Raw genomic sequence first — 15,363 nt, forward strand, 5'->3', positions numbered from 1 at the left:
TTCGAGACTAACCAGTCGGCCGGACACTCACGCAGGAGGCTGTGGATAACCGCGCTCCCGGTCGCACGACTGTCCCGTGCGTCACACCGGATAAAGTCGGCCACATGACCAAGTGGGAATACGTGACCGTACCGCTGCTCGTGCATGCCACGAAGCAGATTCTGGACAACTGGGGTCAGGACGGCTGGGAGCTCGTCCAGGTCGTGCCCGGGCCCAACCCCGAGCAGCTCGTCGCCTACCTGAAGCGGGTGAAGGAGTAGTGGGCGCGGTCGAGGCCAGGCTGGCCGAACTCGGTCTGTCCCTGCCGGCGGTGGTCCCGCCGCTCGCCGCCTACCAGCCGGCCGTGCGGTCGGGCGTGTACGTCTACACCTCCGGCCAGCTGCCGATGGTGGACGGCAAGCTCCCGGTCACCGGCAAGGTCGGCGCCGAGGTCACCGCGGAGGAGGCCAAGGAGCTCGCCCGCACCTGCGCGCTGAACGCCCTGGCCGCCGTGAAGTCCGTCGCCGGTGACCTGGACCGCGTCGCGCGCGTGGTGAAGGTCGTCGGCTTCGTGGCCTCCGCGAGCGACTTCACCGGCCAGCCCGGCGTGATCAACGGCGCCAGCGAACTGCTCGGCGAGGTCCTCGGCGACAAGGGCGTGCACGCGCGCAGCGCGGTGGGCGTCGCGGTGCTCCCGCTGGACGCGCCGGTCGAGGTCGAGGTCCAGGTCGAGCTGCTGCCGTAGCCGCAGCGGCTGTGACCGTGGCGGCTGTGGCCGTCGCCTCCGGAGCCCCTCTCGAACATTCGCTCCCCAGGGGATAGCCTCCGGTAGTGGCCGATGGACAGTGGTATCCCCCCGAGTGGCCGGACCGGATCCGCGCGCACGCGGAGGGCACGCTGGTGCCGGTGGCCCCGAGGCGCGCGGCGACCGTGCTGCTCCTGAAGGACACCCCGGACGGCTCCGTCGTCCACATGCTGCGCAGACGCGCCTCCATGGCCTTCGCCGGAGGCGCGTACGCGTATCCGGGCGGCGGTGTCGACCCGCGCGACGACGACCACCAGATCCGCTGGGCGGGCCCCACGCGCGCGTGGTGGGCCGAGCGGCTCGGCGTCGACGCGGCGGGCGCCCAGGCGATCGTCTGCGCGGCCGTGCGGGAGACGTACGAGGAGGCGGGCGTGCTCCTCGCGGGCCCGGCCGCCGACGCGGTGGTCGGGGACACCACCGGGGACGACTGGGAGGCCGACCGCGCCGCCCTGGTCGCCCGTGACCTGTCCTTCGCGGAGTTCCTGGACCGCCGGGGCCTGGTGCTGCGCTCGGACCTGCTGGGCGCCTGGACGCGCTGGATCACCCCGGAGTTCGAGACCCGCCGCTACGACACCTGGTTCTTCGTCGCCGCCCTGCCCGAGGGCCAGCGCACCCGCAACGCCTCCACGGAGGCCGACCGCACGGTGTGGATCCGCCCCTCCGAGGCCGCCGCCGGGTACGACAAGGGCGAGCTGCTGATGATGCCGCCCACCATCGCGACCCTGCGCCAGCTGACGCCGTACGCCACCGCCGCCGAGACGCTCGCGGCGGCGCCCGCGCGGGACATGACCCCCGTGCTGGCCCGCGCCCGTCTGGAGGCCGGCGAGATCGTCCTGACCTGGCCGGGGCACGACGAGTTCACCAAGCACATACCGACCGCGCCCAGCGCAGGAGGCCCCGCATGACCGAGGCAGCAGCCCTTCCCGGCCAGCCCCGTGGCGGAGTCCTCTCGGGTCCCGCCACCGCGCGGGCGGTCAACGTGCTGGCTCCCAACGCCTCCGCGATGACTCTGGACGGCACCAACACCTGGATCGTCGCCGAGCCGGACTCCGACCTGGCCGTGGTGATCGACCCGGGCCCGCAGGACGACGACCACCTCCGCGCGGTCATCGACACGGCGGAGAAGGCGGGCCGGCGCGTCGCGCTCACCCTCCTCACCCACGGCCACCCCGACCACGCCGAGGGCGCCGTCCGCTTCGCGGAACTGACCGGTACGCGCGTGCGCGCCCTCGACCCGGCGCTGCGGCTGGGCGACGAGGGCCTGGCGGCCGGTGACGTGATCACGGCCGGCGGCCTGGAGCTCCGGGTCGTGCCCACCCCCGGCCACACCGCCGACTCGCTCTGCTTCCACCTCCCGGCCGACCGCGCGGTCCTGACCGGCGACACCATCCTGGGCCGCGGTACGACGGTCGTGGCCCATCCGGACGGCCGTCTGGGCGACTACCTGGACTCGCTGCGACGGCTGCGCTCGCTGACGGTCGACGACGGCGTCCACACCGTCCTGCCGGGCCACGGTCCCGTCCTGGAGGACGCCCAGGGCGCCGTCGAGTTCTACCTGGCCCACCGCGCCCACCGGCTCGCCCAGGTCGAGACGGCCGTCGAGAACGGCCACCGCGACCCCGCCGACGTCGTCGCCCATGTCTACGCCGACGTGGACCGCTCCCTGTGGCCGGCGGCGGAACTCTCCGTGCGAGCCCAGCTGGAGTACCTCGGCGAGCACGGGCTGATCTAGGCCTCCTCGGAGGGCCTCGGGGCTTTCACGCCGTGCACGCGCGCGTACTCGTCGGCGAGCCAGGGGCCGAGGTCGTCGACGTACGACCGCAGGACGGCACGGTCGCCGACCGGCTCGTAGCCCGACTCGGCCGCGCGGCGCAGCTGTTCGGCGCGCTCCGGGTAGTAGCCGGCGAACGCCTCGGCCATCTCCCGCAGATCGCTGGTCCAGCCGTTCCAGCGCGGCATGACGAGGGTGAAGCCGGTGCGGACGAGATGCCGTGACATGAAGCGCACCAGGGGCCGCAGGGCCTCCTCGGTGTCCTCGGCGGCCGCGATCCGGTCCCGCCAGCGCGGCAGGAACCGGGCCAGGTCGCCGTTGGTCTCGCGGGCGAGCAGGGAGTCGGGGCGGTAGCGGGGCAGGAACTCGGCGAGGTCCTCGCCGAGCAGCGGGGTGCACTGGCAGGCCACGAACCAGCCGATGTCGTACCGCTCCAGCTCGCTCAGCACACGTGCCCGCGAGTACAGCAGCGTCCCGACCCCGTCGATCTGCGGGAACTCCTTGTCGACGGCCTCCCCGAGGGCCCGGGCCGCCTCCCGGTCGGCGTCGGCCGGCTCGGCGCGCAGCACCGCCACCAGATCCAGGTCGCTGCGCCCCACGCGCGCGGTGCCGCGCGGGATCGATCCGTAGAGGTAGGCGCTGTCCAGCCGCGCCCCGAAGGTGTCCAGGAGCCGGTCACGGGCGGCGGCGACGACGGGACGGAAGATGTCCGGCACGCGCGCGTGCGCGCCCTCGCGCTCGATGAAGCCCAGGGAGTCGAGCCCTCTGGAGGGAGCGGGTTCAGCCATGGGGCAACTGTGTCAAAGATCCGGACACGGCTCAGGGTTCCGTCTCGTCGGAGGCGGAACCCTGAGCCGTACGGTCTGGTGCTGGTGCTGGTGTCAGCGCGAGCGCTTGGCCAGCCGCTCGACGTCCAGCAGGATCACGGCCCGCGCCTCCAGGCGCAGCCAGCCGCGCTGGGCGAAGTCCGCCAGTGCCTTGTTCACGGTCTCGCGGGACGCGCCGACCAGCTGGGCCAGCTCCTCCTGCGTGAGGTCGTGGACGACGTGGATGCCCTCCTCGGACTGCACGCCGAAGCGGCGGGAGAGGTCCAGCAGGGCGCGCGCGACACGGCCCGGCACATCGGAGAAGACCAGGTCGGACATGGCGTCGTTGGTCTTGCGCAGCCGGCGGGCGACCGCGCGCAGCAGGGCGGTGGCCACCTCCGGGCGGGCGTTCAGCCAGGGCTGGAGGTCGCCGTGGCCGAGGCCCAGCAGCTTGACCTCGGTCAGCGCGGTGGCGGTCGCCGTCCGCGGGCCCGGGTCGAACAGCGACAGCTCGCCGATCAGCTCGCCGGGGCCGACGACGGCGAGCATGTTCTCGCGGCCGTCGGGGGAGGTGCGGTGGAGCTTGACCTTGCCCTCGGTGACGACATAGAGCCGGTCGCCCGGGTCGCCCTCGTGGAACAGAGAGTCACCACGCGCGAGGGTCACCTCACTCATGGAGGCACGCAGCTCCGCGGACTGCTCGTCATCGAGCGCCGCGAAGAGCGGGTTGCGCCGCAGAACGTCGTCCACGAGTTCTCTCCTTGTCGACCTGCTCAGGGGATCTTGCTCCCCGTCGTACCAGGGGACCGTGCTCCCCATTTTGCCGGACGGTCCAAACAGTGTGATCTGTCACAAGGATGCCGCACAGGTGTCCCGAGGTAAGCGGCAGGGGTCCAATCGGGGGCTGATCTTCCGGGTCCGGGGCGGATGTCGGTGCCGGGCTTTAGGCTGGCCGGGTGTCCAAATCGCCGGTGAGAGCACAGGCCAAGGGGGCTGAGCGGGTGGTTGTACGTCGTGATTCCGCTATGGGCGAACAAGGGTCCGATGCCGCCCCCGGCGAGCTGAAAAAGGCGACCAAAGCGGCGAAAGCCGTGAAGAAGGCCGCGGCCGGGAAGACCGTCGAGAAGAAGACCGTCGCGAAGAAGGCCGTGGCCAAGAAGGCCGCCGCCGAGAAGCCGAAAGCCGTCTGGAAGCCGGAGTCGCGCACCGCTCTCGTCCGGCGGGCCCGCCGGATCGACCGCGAGCTCGGCGAGGTGTACCCGTACGCCCACCCCGAGCTGGACTTCGAGAACCCCTTCCAGCTGCTGGTCGCCACGGTGCTGTCCGCCCAGACCACCGACCTGCGCGTCAACCAGACCACCCCGACGCTGTTCGCGAAGTACCCCACCCCCGAGGACCTGTCCGCCGCCAACCCGGAGGAGGTCGAGGAGATCCTGCGGCCGTGCGGGTTCTTCCGGGCCAAGACCAAGTCGGTGACAGGGCTCTCCAAGGGGCTGGTGGAGCAGTTCGGCGGTGAGGTGCCGGGCCGGCTCGAGGACCTGGTCAAGCTGCCCGGCGTCGGCCGCAAGACCGCGTTCGTGGTGCTCGGCAACGCCTTCGGGCGCCCCGGGATCACCGTGGACACCCACTTCCAGCGCCTGGTCCGGCGGTGGCGGTGGACCGAGGAGACCGAGCCCGACAAGATCGAGGCGGCCGTGGGAGCGCTCTTCCCCAAGAGCGACTGGACCGACCTCTCGCACCACGTGATCTGGCACGGCCGCCGGATGTGCCACGCCCGCAAGCCCGCCTGCGGGGTCTGCCCCATCGCCCCGCTCTGCCCGGCCTACGGCGAGGGCGAGACCGACCCGGAGAAGGCCAAGAAGCTGCTGAAGTACGAGAAGGGCGGCTTCCCGGGTCAGCGACTCAAGCCCCCGCAGGCCTATCTGGACGCGGGTGGCAGGCCGGCCCCGCCGCTGGGCGGCGTACAGGGGAAATGACCTAGGGACCTTCTGGGGGTCGAGTGACGGAACGATCAAGGGGCGCCCGGGCGTTGGACCGGGCAGGACGACGGGGGATGCCATGACACACACCGGCAAGGCGCATACCGACGGGGCGCGCGCTGGCGCGGCGCTCAGCAAGAAGGGCCTCCCGGGCTGGCTGGATCCGGTGGTGCGGGCCGCCGAGACGGTCAAGCCGCTCCAGCTGAGCCGCTTCCTGCCGCCGGAGAACGGCGCGGGGCGGCAGTCGGCCGTGCTGATCCTTTTCGGGGAGGGCGCGGCCGGCCCCGAGCTGCTGCTGATGGAACGGGCCGGCTCGCTGCGCTCGCACGCCGGGCAGCCCTCCTTCCCCGGTGGCGCCCTCGACCCCGAGGACGGCGACCCGAAGGCCGACGGGCCGCTGCGGGCCGCTCTCCGCGAGGCCGAGGAGGAGACCGGGCTCGACCCGGCCGGGGTCCAGCTGTTCGGGGTGCTGCCCAAGCTGTACATCCCGGTCAGCAGCTTCGTCGTCACCCCGGTGCTGGGCTGGTGGCGTGAGCCGACCCCGGTGGGGGTGGTCGATCCGAACGAGACGGCGCGGGTCTTCACGGTCCCCGTGGCGGATCTCACGAATCCGGCCAACCGGGCCACCGCGGTGCACCCGGCCGGCCACCGAGGTCCGGCATTCCTGGTCGAATCGACCTTGGTGTGGGGGTTCACGGCCGGGGTGATCGACCGGTTGCTGCACTACGCGGGATGGGAGCGCTCTTGGGACCGCGAGAAGCTGGTCCCGCTCGACTGGCGGTCATGACAGGGTGTCCACCGTGAATGTGCTGGACATCCTGTTGCTGGTCGCCGCTGTGTGGTTCGCGATCGTCGGCTACCGCCAGGGGTTCGTCGTCGGCATCCTGTCGGTGATCGGCTTCCTGGGCGGCGGACTCGTCGCCGTCTACGCCCTGCCCGTCATCTGGGACGCGGTGACCGACAACTCCGAGGTGGGCACGACCGCGGCGGTCGTCGCCGTGGTCGTCGTCATCGTCTGCGCCTCGGTCGGCCAGGCCCTCACCACGCACCTGGGCAACAAGCTCCGCCGGTACATCACCTGGTCCCCCGCCCGCGCCCTGGACGCCACCGGCGGCGCGCTGGTCAACGTCCTCGCGATGCTGCTGGTGGCCTGGCTGATCGGCTCCGCCCTCGCGGGCACCACCCTGCCGACGCTCGGCAAGGAGGTCCGCAACTCCAAGGTGCTGCTCGGGGTGTCCAGAGCCCTGCCCAACCAGGCCGACACCTGGTTCGCGGACTTCTCCGCGGTTCTCGCCCAGAACGGCTTCCCGCAGGTCTTCAGCCCCTTCGTCAACGAACCGATCACCGACGTCTCACCGCCCGACCCGGCCCTCGCGAACAGCGCGGTCACCACCACGGCCAAGCAGTCCATCGTCAAGGTGACCGGCACCGCGCAGAGCTGCGGCAAGATCCTGGAGGGCACCGGCTTCGTCTTCGCCGACCGCCGCGTCATGACCAACGCGCACGTGGTCGGCGGCGTCGACGAGCCCACCATCCAGATCGGTGGCGAGGGCCGCAAGTACGACGCCAAGGTCGTCCTCTACGACTGGCAGCGCGACATCGCCGTACTGGACGTGCCCAACCTGCGGGCGAAGGCGCTGAAGTTCTCCGCCGCGGACGCGGACACCAACAACGACGCGATCGTCGCCGGGTTCCCGGAGAACGGCTCGTACGACGTCCGTGCCGCCCGGGTGCGCGGCCGGATCACGGCCAACGGCCCGGACATCTACCACCGCGGCACCGTCCGCCGTGACGTCTACTCGCTGTACGCCACCGTCCGCCAGGGCAACTCCGGCGGCCCGCTGCTCACCCCCGAGGGCAAGGTGTACGGGGTCGTCTTCGCGAAGTCGCTGGACGACGCCGACACCGGCTACGCCCTCACGGCCGACGAGATCCAGCCGGACATCGCCCGGGGCCGTACCGCGAGTCAGCAGGTGGGCACCGACAGCTGCGCCCTCTAGAGCCCCCGCGGAGATCCGCGGGGCCCTGTGAGGGGGTCAGCCGCGGGTGTGGCGCAGGCGGACCGAGACCCAGCGGGCCCGGCGGCGCAGGATGCGCGGAATCCCCACCCTGAGGTCCGTGCCCGGCAGCTGCGGGGAGGCTCCTCGATGGGAGTTCAGACCGCCTGTCGTACGGCGGTTGCGGGGTGCGTCACTGTAGTCGTGCGTCCAGCCCATACCCCGACGTCTGCCCCTGCCCCAAGGTCGATAACCTCCCCCACGCCCCTCAATCGGCCTATGCGCGGGGCATGTGGCCGTTCGTAGAACAGGTGTGCAGCTCCGGATACCGGGCGCATCGGCGCGGTCACCGATCGGGTTCGGGGTCTTTGAGCCAGTTGACCAGTTCGGTGGAGAACGCGACCGGGTCCTCCTCGTGCGGGAAGTGCCCGAGACCGTCGAACAGCCGCCAGCGGTACGGCGCTTCGACGTACTCGCCGGAGCCGGCCGCGCTGCGGGTGCGGGCCACCGGGTCCAGGGAGCCGTGCAGATGCAGCGTCGGGACGCGCACCGGCCGCTTCATCCGCCGGTTGAACTGGATGCCGTCGGGGCGCGCCAGCGAGCGCACCAGCCAGCGGTACGGCTCGATCGAGCAGTGCGCGGTGGAGGGGATGCACATCGCCCGCTGGTACGTCTCCACGGTCTTGTCCTCCGGCAGCCGCGGCCCGGACCAGTCCCGGATCAGCCGGCCGACCAGCGCGCCGTCGTCGGCGATGAGCTGGCGCTCCGGGATCCAGGGCCGTTGGAAGCCCCAGATGTAGGAGGCGGCGGCGGACTGCCGGCGGTCCCGCAGCATCGCCGCGCGCCAGCGCCGCGGGTGCGGCATGGACACGACCGCGAGGCGTCGTACCAGCTTGGGACGCATGGCGGCGGCCGTCCACGCCAGATAGCCGCCCAGGTCGTGGCCGACCAGCGCGGCGTCCGGCTCGCCGAGGGAGCGGATCACGCCGGTGATGTCGAGCGCGAGGTTGGCCGGGTCGTAGCCGCGCGGGGTGCGGTCGCTGCCGCCGACGCCGCGCAGGTCCATGGCGACGGCCCGGAAGCCCGCGTCGGCCAGCGCGACCAGCTGGTGCCGCCAGGTCCACCAGAACTGGGGGAAGCCGTGCACCAGCATGACCAGCGGGCCGTCGCCGAGCTCGGTGATGTGGAACCGGGCGCCGTTCGCGGCGACGTCCCGGTGCGTCCAGGGGCCCTCCAGCCGTACGGCCGAGGGGGCGGGATCCGTCATGAGGTCGAGCGTGCCACAGCCTCGATGGCCGGCACGTCATCCCGGGGCAGTTCCGGACGCGGATGCGGCTTGGCGTTCTGCAGGACGCCCGCCGTCTCCTTCATCGACGCGGCCACCTTCTGCGGGCCCTTGCCCTGCTTGGCCTTCTTCGCGAACAGCACGCCGATCAGCGCGAGGACGACGGCCACCAGGACGTTCGCCGCGAAGGAGAGCAGGAAGCAGATCGCGAGGTTCCAGTGGCTCCAGGTCCGAATGCCGTACGCCAGCGCGAAGTTGAGCATCGGCAGGGAGAACAGCAGCAGCACGGCCGCCACCGTGAACGCGCCACCGCTGGTCGCGCCCCGCTTGACGTCCTGCTTCAGCTGGGCCTTGGCCAGCGCGATCTCGTCGTGCACCAGCGCCGACATCTCGGCGGTCGCCGAGGCGAACAACTGGCCGATGCTGCGTTCGGCACCGACCGGGCTGCCGTCGGGTGCGCTCATCGCGGTCTCCCTCTGCGTACTTGTCATCGTCTTTTGTACCGTCTCGTCAGATCATGCCGGACGGCCGCCCTGCTTGCCTGCCCCGCCCGGCACTTCGGCAGGCGCGTCGTGCCTGCCGGGCCCTATCCGGTGGCCTGCCGGGCCGCCTTCTCGGCGGCGATACGGCGGTGCTCGGCGGCCTTGCGGTCGTATATCTCCGCCATCCGCAGGTGGTACGCCGGGTCGTCCTGCTCGTAGACGTCCGGGATGCCGTCGAGGTCGTCGTCCCGTTCCTCGGCCTCGACCAGCCCGCGGTAGCGGGCGTTGCGTATCTTCAGCAGCACGGTGGCGCACAGGGCCGCGATGAGCGATCCGGTGAGGACGGCGGCCTTGACCTCGTCCGTGAGCACGGTGTTACCCGCGAAGGCCAGTTCGCCGATGAGCAGCGACACGGTGAAGCCGATGCCGGCGAGCGAGGCGACCGCGAAAACGTCGGCCCAGGCGAGGTCCTCGCTGAGCGAGGCCCGGGTGAAGCGGACGGTCAGCCAGGTCCCGCCGAATATCCCGACCGTCTTGCCGACGACCAGCCCGAGGACGACCCCGAGCGTCTCGGGCTTGGTGAAGACGTCCGCGAGCGCCCCTCCGGACACCGCCACACCGGCGCTGAAGAGCGCGAACAGGGGCACGGCCAGCCCCGCGGACAGCGGGCGCACCAGATGCTCCAGGTGCTCGCCGGGGGAGTGCTCCTCACCCTCGCGAGTGGTGCAGCGCAGCATCAGGCCCATGGCGACACCGGCGATGGTCGCGTGCACCCCGCTGTTGTACATCAGCGCCCAGACGACGACCGCGAGCGGGACGTACACGTACCAGCCGCGCACGCCCTTGCGCAGCAGCAGCCAGAAGACGGCGAGGCCGAGGACGGCGCCGCCGAGCGCCGCGAAGTCGATCCGCTCGGTGAAGAAGATCGCGATGATCAGGATCGCGAACAGGTCGTCGACGACCGCGAGGGTGAGCAGGAAGGCGCGCAGGGCGCTGGGCAGGGACGTCCCGATGACCGCGAGCACGGCCAGTGCGAAGGCGATGTCGGTGGCGGTGGGCACCGCCCAGCCGTGGGTGGAGCCGCCACCGGTGAGGGTGGTGAGGGTGTAGACGAGCGCCGGTACGGCCATTCCGCACAGGGCGGCGACGACGGGCAGGACCGCGGCCCTGGGGTCCTTGAGATCGCCGGCCACCAGCTCCCGTTTGAGCTCGATGCCTGCGACGAAGAAGAAGATCGCGAGCAGCCCGTCCGCGGCCCAGTGGGTGACGGAGAGGTTCAGGCCGAGGGCCTCGGGGCCGAAGTGGAAGTGGCCGACGCTCTCGTAGCTGTGCCGCAGCGCGGGGATGTTCGCCCAGACCAGGGCGGCGATCGCGGCGACCAGCAGCAGTACGCCGCCGACGGTCTCTGTCCGCAGCGCGTCCGCGACGAAGGTCCGCTCGGGCAGCGAGAGCCGCCCGAGGACCTTGCGGGCGGGGGTGGTGCGGGGCGCGGACACGGGGACCTCCGGTCGGTGGGCAGGACGGAGCTACTTGCCGACCAGACTTCCCGGCACACCCTGAGGATCACGCTACTTTGCTTAGTTTACCTAAGGTGTGGCCGGGAGTGCCAGGTGGGATTCACGGTAGGCGCAAAAGGGGCGCCCGGCGCGTTTCGCGCCGGGCGCCCCTCGGGCCGTTCTCGGGCCGTGCTCCTCCGGGTCAGTCCTCGCTGGGCGCTGCCGGGAGCTTCGCCTGGATGAGGTCCATGACCGTGGAGTCCGTCAGTGTCGTGACGTCACCGAGCTGGCGGTTCTCGGCGACATCGCGCAGCAGCCGGCGCATGATCTTGCCGGAGCGGGTCTTCGGCAGCTCCGCCACCGGCAGCACCCGCTTGGGCTTGGCGATCGGGCCGAGAGTGGCGCCGACATGGTTGCGCAACTCGTTGACCAGGCCCTCGTCCTCGGCGTTCGCCGTGCCGCGCAGGATCACGAAGGCGACGATCGCCTGCCCGGTCGTCTCGTCCGCCGCACCGACCACGGCCGCCTCGGCGACCGACGGGTGGGAGACGAGCGCCGACTCCACCTCGGTGGTGGAGATGTTGTGCCCGGAGACGAGCATGACGTCGTCCACCCGGCCGAGCAGCCAGATGTCGCCGTCATCGTCCTTCTTCGCGCCGTCGCCGGCGAAGTACTTGCCCTCGAAACGGGACCAGTACGTGTCCAGGAACCGCTGGTCGTCGCCCCAGATGGTGCGCAGCATCGACGGCCACGGCTCGGTGAGCACCAGGTAGCCGCCTCCGCCGTCGGGCACCTCGTTCGCCTCGTCGTCGACGACGGTCGCCGAGATGCCGGGCAGCGGGGTCTGCGCCGAACCGGGCTTGGTCGCGGTGACGCCCGGCAGCGGGGAGATCATCATCGCGCCGGTCTCGGTCTGCCACCAGGTGTCCACGATCGGCGTCCGGTCGGCGCCGATGTGCTTGCGGTACCAGATCCACGCCTCGGGGTTGATCGGCTCGCCCACCGAACCGAGCACCCGCAGGCTGCTCAGGTCGAACTTGGCGGGGATGTCGTCGCCCCACTTCATGAACGTCCGGATCGCGGTGGGCGCCGTGTACAGGATCGTCACCCCGTACTTCTGCACGATCTCCCAGAACCGGCCCTGGTGCGGGGTGTCCGGGGTGCCCTCGTACATCACCTGCGTCGCGCCGTTGGCCAGCGGCCCGTACACGATGTAGGAGTGGCCGGTCACCCAGCCGACGTCGGCCGTGCACCAGTACACGTCCGTCTCCGGCTTGAGGTCGAACACCGCCCAGTGGGTGTACGACGCCTGGGTGAGGTAGCCGCCGGAGGTGTGCAGGATGCCCTTCGGCTTACCCGTCGTCCCGGACGTGTACAGGATGAACAGCGGGTGCTCGGCGTCGAATGCCTCGGGCGTGTGCTCGGCCGACTGCCGCTCGACGATCTCGTGCCACCACACGTCCCGCGTGCCGTCCCAGGCCACCTCCTGTCCGGTGCGCCGTACGACCAGCACGTGCTCGACGTTGTCCACCTTGCCGATCGCCTCGTCCACGGCCGGCTTGAGCGCGGACGGCTTGCCGCGCCGGTAGCCGCCGTCGGAGGTGATGACGACCTTGGCGTCCGCGTCCTGGATACGAGTGGCCAGCGCGTCCGCCGAGAAACCGCCGAAGACCACGGAGTGCGCGGCGCCGATCCGGGCGCAGGCGAGCATCGCGACCGCCGTCTCCGGGATCATCGGCATGTAGATCGCGACCCGGTCGCCCTGCTGGACCCCGAGTTCCAGCAGCGCGTTGGCCGCCTTGGAGACCTCGTCCTTCAGCTCGGCGTAGGTGATCGCACGGCTGTCGCCGGGCTCGCCCTCGAAGTGGATGGCGACCCGGTCGCCGTTCCCGGCCTCCACGTGCCGGTCCACGCAGTTGTACGCGACATTGAGCTCGCCGTCCTTGAACCACTTGGCGAACGGCGGGTTCGACCAGTCCAGCGTCTCCGTCGGCTCCTTGGCCCAGGTCAGCCGACGGGCCTGCGCGGCCCAGAAGCCGAGCCTGTCAGCCTTGGCCTCTTCGTACGCCTCGGCCCCGACGTTGGCGTTCTCGGCCAGGTCGGCGGGCGGCGCGAAGCGTCGCTCCTCCCTCAAGAGGTTGGCCAGGCTTTCGTTGCTCACGACATCTCCCTTTCGAAGGGTGTCCGTTGTGTCCCAGACCACACAGCTCATCAGACCCAGGGGTCCGGTGACAAGGGCCGTCGGAATATTGGTTTAGACCTGTCGGTTCCCGGCGGGCCCGTGACCCCTTCTCAGGCCGGGCTGCGCAACTCCTCCGCGCCCGGCACCCCCTCGAACACCGCTCCTTCCTCGTCCGCCTCGGCCCGGCCCAGCAGATACGCCTGCGCCTCGCCCACGTGGAAGTACATCCCGTGCAGCTCCAGCGCCCCCGCGGCCAGCGCCCGGGCCACCGAGTCGTGTGCCCGCAGATGCTCCAACTGCTGGACCACATTGGTCAGGCAGAGCTGCTCCACCTCGTCCGCCGGAGCCCGCCCGGCAAGCCGGCCCCAGGGACGGCTGTCGTCGGCCAGCCGCGCCAGGCTCGGCGCGGCGTGCCGCAGCCACCGCCCGAGCGGGGTCGTCCCCTCCTCCCCGGACCCCGAGGTCAGCAGCGCCTGCATCGCCCCGCACCCGGAGTGCCCGCACACCGTGATGGACCGCACCTTCAGCACGTCCACCGCGTACTCGATCGCGGCCGCCACCGAGTCGTCGCCGTTCTCCTCACCCGGAAGAGGGACCAGATTGCCGACGTTGCGGACCACGAACAGGTCACCCGGTCCACTGGAGGTGATCATCGAGGTGACGAGCCGGGAGTCGGCGCAGGTGAGGAAGAGCTGCGAAGGCCGCTGTCCCTCGCGCGCCAGCCGGGCCAGCTCGTCCCGCACCAGGGGCGCGGTCTCACGTTGGAACGCGCTGACCCCACGGGCGAGTTCATGCCCGGAGTCGACCGGTCTGCCGTCGGCCGGTGTCCCGTCGGCCGGTCTGCCGCCGGCCCATCGGGAGAGGCCCGATCTGACCAGGCCCGCACGGTGGCCGTGGCCCGCACGGTGCTCGGGACGCGGACCGTGCTCCGGGCGGTGGCCGTACTCCGGTGAGCGGATGCCCGCGCGGCAGCCGGTGAGCTCGGCGGAGCCGCCCTGCGCGGTGTGGGCCTTGCGCCAGTCCTGCAGTGACTCGTACGCCGCGTGGTCCATGAACGAACCGTCCAACTCCACCACGGCGTGGGCGCCTTGGGGTACGAGATGCAGGACTCTGCTGAGCCGGGGCACCGCGAGGAACGTCAGCTGTCCTCTTGCGTGGACGTAGTGGACTCCTCCCTTCTCTTCATGGGTGATGCGGGTGCGGGCGAGGCGGTGCAGGGCGAGGGCGACGGCCACGGCGACCCCGAGGACCACGCCCTCCAGGACGCCGAGGAGAACCACGCCGAGTGTGGTGACGGCGTACACCAGCACTTCGCGGTGGCGGGTCACCGTGCGGATGTGGTGCAGGGACACCATCTGGATGCCGACGGCCATCACCAGGGCGGCGAGCGAGGCGAGCGGGATGAGATCCAGGAGCGGGACCATCAGCAGCGCGGCGACTACTACGAGAACGCCGTGCAGCATCGTGGAGTTCCGGCTGACGGCACCGGATCTCACATTCGCCGAACTGCGCACCGCGACCCCCGCGACCGGCAGTCCGCCGAGCGCCCCGGAGACGATGTTGGCCGCGCCCTGACCGAGCAGCTCGCGGTCCAGGTCGGAGCGCCCGACCCGGGACTGCGGGCCGGTGCGGCCGGCGACCAGCTTGTCCACCGCGACCGCGCCCAGCAGCGACTGCACGCTGCACACCAGCGTGGTGGTGAGCACGGCGGCGGCGATGCCGAGCACCGGCCCCTCGGGCAGCCCCGCAAGGGCGTGGCTGCTCCAGGACGGCAGGTCGACCCTCGGCAGGGTGAGCCCGGTGAGCGAGGCGGTCGCGGTGGCACCGGTGACGGCGACCAGGGCGGCCGGGACCGTACGCAGCCGACGGCCCGGGCTGCCGGGGATCCGGGGCCAGCCGAGGAGCAGGGCCAGGGTCAGCGCGCTCATCGCCGCGGCGGCCGGGTGCAGGTGGGCCAACTGGGCGGGCAGTGCCCGGACGTTGGCGAGGACCGAACTCTGGGGGTTGCCGCCGAGCACGATGTGCAACTGGGCGACGGCGATGGTGACGCCGATGCCGGCGAGCATGCCGTGCACCACCGCGGGGCTGACGGCGAGCGCGGTGCGGGCCACGCGCAGGCAGCCCAGGCCCAGCTGGGCCAGCCCGGCGAGGACGGTGATGCCGCAGGTGGTCCGCCAGCCGTACCGGTGGATCAGGTCGGCGGTGACCACGGTGAGTCCGGCGGCCGGGCCGCTGACCTGGAGCGGGCAGCCGCCGAGCCGCCCGGCGACCAGCCCGCCGACGGCCGCGGCGACCAGGCCGGCCTGGAGCGGGGCGCCGGTGGCGAGGGCGATGCCGAGGGAGAGCGGCAGGGCGATCAGGAACACCGCGACGGACGCGGACAGGTCGGCGCTCTCGACGCGGAAGCGGCGGCGGCGCGGGGGCACGGGCGGGCTCTTCGGCCGGCCGGTTGCCGTGGTGCTTCGGGGACTTGCGGCTCCGGCGCGGGCGAGGCCCGGGCTCTCGGGGTGGGTGGGTACGCAGGCTGATGACATGTTTCCCGTCTCCTCCGGGGCGGCGCGGTCGCGGATCAGGGGGTGCC

At 71.7% G+C, this 15,363-nt stretch carries 14 protein-coding genes and 1 pseudogene; 7 read left to right on the forward strand and 8 right to left on the reverse strand.

Annotation, left to right across the window (positions count from 1 at the left end):
• Positions 1-104: 104 nt before the first annotated feature.
• The 4 genes from ACFZDK_RS13980 (at position 105) to ACFZDK_RS13995 (ending at position 2,516) form a co-directional block, all read left to right on the forward strand.
• Positions 105-260: a DUF4177 domain-containing protein gene (locus tag ACFZDK_RS13980; protein ID WP_355712560.1), complete on the forward strand. Its 156-nt coding sequence runs from the start codon at positions 105-107 to the stop codon at positions 258-260.
• The gene (locus tag ACFZDK_RS13985; RefSeq protein WP_390972305.1) at positions 260-724 is read left to right on the forward strand and encodes an Atu1372/SO_1960 family protein; all 465 of its coding nucleotides are present in this window, start codon (positions 260-262) and stop codon (positions 722-724) included. The genes ACFZDK_RS13980 and ACFZDK_RS13985 overlap by 1 nt, the downstream gene beginning before the upstream one ends.
• An 86-nt stretch (positions 725-810) precedes the next feature.
• On the forward strand, positions 811-1,689 hold the full coding sequence (locus ACFZDK_RS13990; protein WP_390972306.1) for an NUDIX hydrolase: 879 nt from the start codon (positions 811-813) through the stop codon (positions 1,687-1,689).
• Positions 1,686-2,516, forward strand: coding sequence for an MBL fold metallo-hydrolase (locus ACFZDK_RS13995; protein ID WP_390972308.1), 831 nt, complete (start codon positions 1,686-1,688; stop codon positions 2,514-2,516). Before ACFZDK_RS13990 ends, ACFZDK_RS13995 begins: the two co-directional genes overlap by 4 nt.
• On the opposite strand, the gene ACFZDK_RS14000 is transcribed toward ACFZDK_RS13995, so the two are convergent.
• Positions 2,513-3,343 (reverse strand): nucleotidyltransferase, encoded by an 831-nt coding sequence (locus ACFZDK_RS14000; protein WP_390972309.1) that lies wholly within the window; start codon positions 3,341-3,343, stop codon positions 2,513-2,515. The genes ACFZDK_RS13995 and ACFZDK_RS14000 overlap by 4 nt on opposite strands.
• Positions 3,344-3,436: 93 nt before the next feature.
• Positions 3,437-4,111 carry a Crp/Fnr family transcriptional regulator gene (locus ACFZDK_RS14005; RefSeq protein ID WP_018547939.1) on the reverse strand — a complete coding sequence of 225 codons (675 nt, stop codon included), beginning with the start codon at positions 4,109-4,111 and terminating at the stop codon, positions 3,437-3,439.
• 275 nt (positions 4,112-4,386) lie between these two features.
• On the opposite strand from ACFZDK_RS14005, the gene nth reads away from it, so the two are divergent.
• The 3 genes from nth (at position 4,387) to ACFZDK_RS14020 (ending at position 7,340) form a co-directional block, all read left to right on the forward strand.
• On the forward strand, positions 4,387-5,337 hold the full coding sequence (gene nth, locus ACFZDK_RS14010; RefSeq protein ID WP_390972311.1) for an endonuclease III: 951 nt from the start codon (positions 4,387-4,389) through the stop codon (positions 5,335-5,337).
• A gap of 82 nt (positions 5,338-5,419) precedes the next feature.
• Positions 5,420-6,127 carry an NUDIX domain-containing protein gene (locus ACFZDK_RS14015; protein ID WP_390972313.1) on the forward strand — a complete coding sequence of 236 codons (708 nt, stop codon included), beginning with the start codon at positions 5,420-5,422 and terminating at the stop codon, positions 6,125-6,127.
• 13 nt (positions 6,128-6,140) lie between these two features.
• Entirely contained in the window at positions 6,141-7,340 is a 1,200-nt protein-coding gene (locus tag ACFZDK_RS14020) for a MarP family serine protease (protein ID WP_390972530.1), read from the forward strand.
• A gap of 36 nt (positions 7,341-7,376) precedes the next feature.
• On the opposite strand, the gene ACFZDK_RS14025 is transcribed toward ACFZDK_RS14020, so the two are convergent.
• The 6 genes and pseudogenes from ACFZDK_RS14025 to ACFZDK_RS14050 form a co-directional block, all read right to left on the reverse strand.
• Positions 7,377-7,556 carry a hypothetical protein gene (locus ACFZDK_RS14025; protein WP_355712546.1) on the reverse strand — a complete coding sequence of 60 codons (180 nt, stop codon included), beginning with the start codon at positions 7,554-7,556 and terminating at the stop codon, positions 7,377-7,379.
• Positions 7,557-7,683: 127 nt separating this feature from the next.
• Complete coding sequence (locus tag ACFZDK_RS14030; RefSeq protein ID WP_390972315.1) at positions 7,684-8,604, reverse strand: alpha/beta fold hydrolase; 921 nt, start codon at positions 8,602-8,604, stop codon at positions 7,684-7,686.
• Positions 8,601-9,086, reverse strand: a complete 486-nt coding sequence (locus ACFZDK_RS14035) for a phage holin family protein (RefSeq protein ID WP_355712542.1) — start codon at positions 9,084-9,086, stop codon at positions 8,601-8,603. The genes ACFZDK_RS14030 and ACFZDK_RS14035 overlap by 4 nt, the downstream gene beginning before the upstream one ends.
• 51 nt (positions 9,087-9,137) lie before the next feature.
• Positions 9,138-10,600 (reverse strand): annotated as a pseudogene (gene nhaA, locus ACFZDK_RS14040) (Na+/H+ antiporter NhaA).
• A gap of 202 nt (positions 10,601-10,802) precedes the next feature.
• The gene (gene acs, locus ACFZDK_RS14045) at positions 10,803-12,761 is read right to left on the reverse strand and encodes an acetate--CoA ligase (protein WP_390972317.1); all 1,959 of its coding nucleotides are present in this window, start codon (positions 12,759-12,761) and stop codon (positions 10,803-10,805) included.
• Positions 12,762-12,892: 131 nt separating this feature from the next.
• Positions 12,893-15,316 (reverse strand): SulP family inorganic anion transporter, encoded by a 2,424-nt coding sequence (locus ACFZDK_RS14050; RefSeq protein WP_390972319.1) that lies wholly within the window; start codon positions 15,314-15,316, stop codon positions 12,893-12,895.
• Between the last annotated feature and the right edge of the window lie 47 nt (positions 15,317-15,363).

Source organism: Streptomyces sp. NPDC007901, assembly GCF_042959465.1.
In the GTDB taxonomy this organism is placed as follows: domain Bacteria; phylum Actinomycetota; class Actinomycetes; order Streptomycetales; family Streptomycetaceae; genus Streptomyces.

Bases quoted from the DNA above. Each gene is read 5' to 3' on its own strand.
- ACFZDK_RS14050 (WP_390972319.1), bottom strand. From the start codon at position 15,316: ATGTCATCAGCCTGCGTACCCACCCACCCCGAGAGCCCGGGCCTCGCC.
- ACFZDK_RS13995 (WP_390972308.1), top strand. From the start codon at position 1,686: ATGACCGAGGCAGCAGCCCTTCCCGGCCAGCCCCGTGGCGGAGTCCTC.
- ACFZDK_RS14000 (WP_390972309.1), bottom strand. From the start codon at position 3,343: ATGGCTGAACCCGCTCCCTCCAGAGGGCTCGACTCCCTGGGCTTCATC.
- ACFZDK_RS14035 (WP_355712542.1), bottom strand. From the start codon at position 9,086: ATGAGCGCACCCGACGGCAGCCCGGTCGGTGCCGAACGCAGCATCGGC.
- ACFZDK_RS14025 (WP_355712546.1), bottom strand. From the start codon at position 7,556: ATGGGCTGGACGCACGACTACAGTGACGCACCCCGCAACCGCCGTACG.
- nth (WP_390972311.1), top strand. From the start codon at position 4,387: ATGGGCGAACAAGGGTCCGATGCCGCCCCCGGCGAGCTGAAAAAGGCG.
- ACFZDK_RS13980 (WP_355712560.1), top strand. From the start codon at position 105: ATGACCAAGTGGGAATACGTGACCGTACCGCTGCTCGTGCATGCCACG.
- ACFZDK_RS14030 (WP_390972315.1), bottom strand. From the start codon at position 8,604: ATGACGGATCCCGCCCCCTCGGCCGTACGGCTGGAGGGCCCCTGGACG.
- ACFZDK_RS14015 (WP_390972313.1), top strand. From the start codon at position 5,420: ATGACACACACCGGCAAGGCGCATACCGACGGGGCGCGCGCTGGCGCG.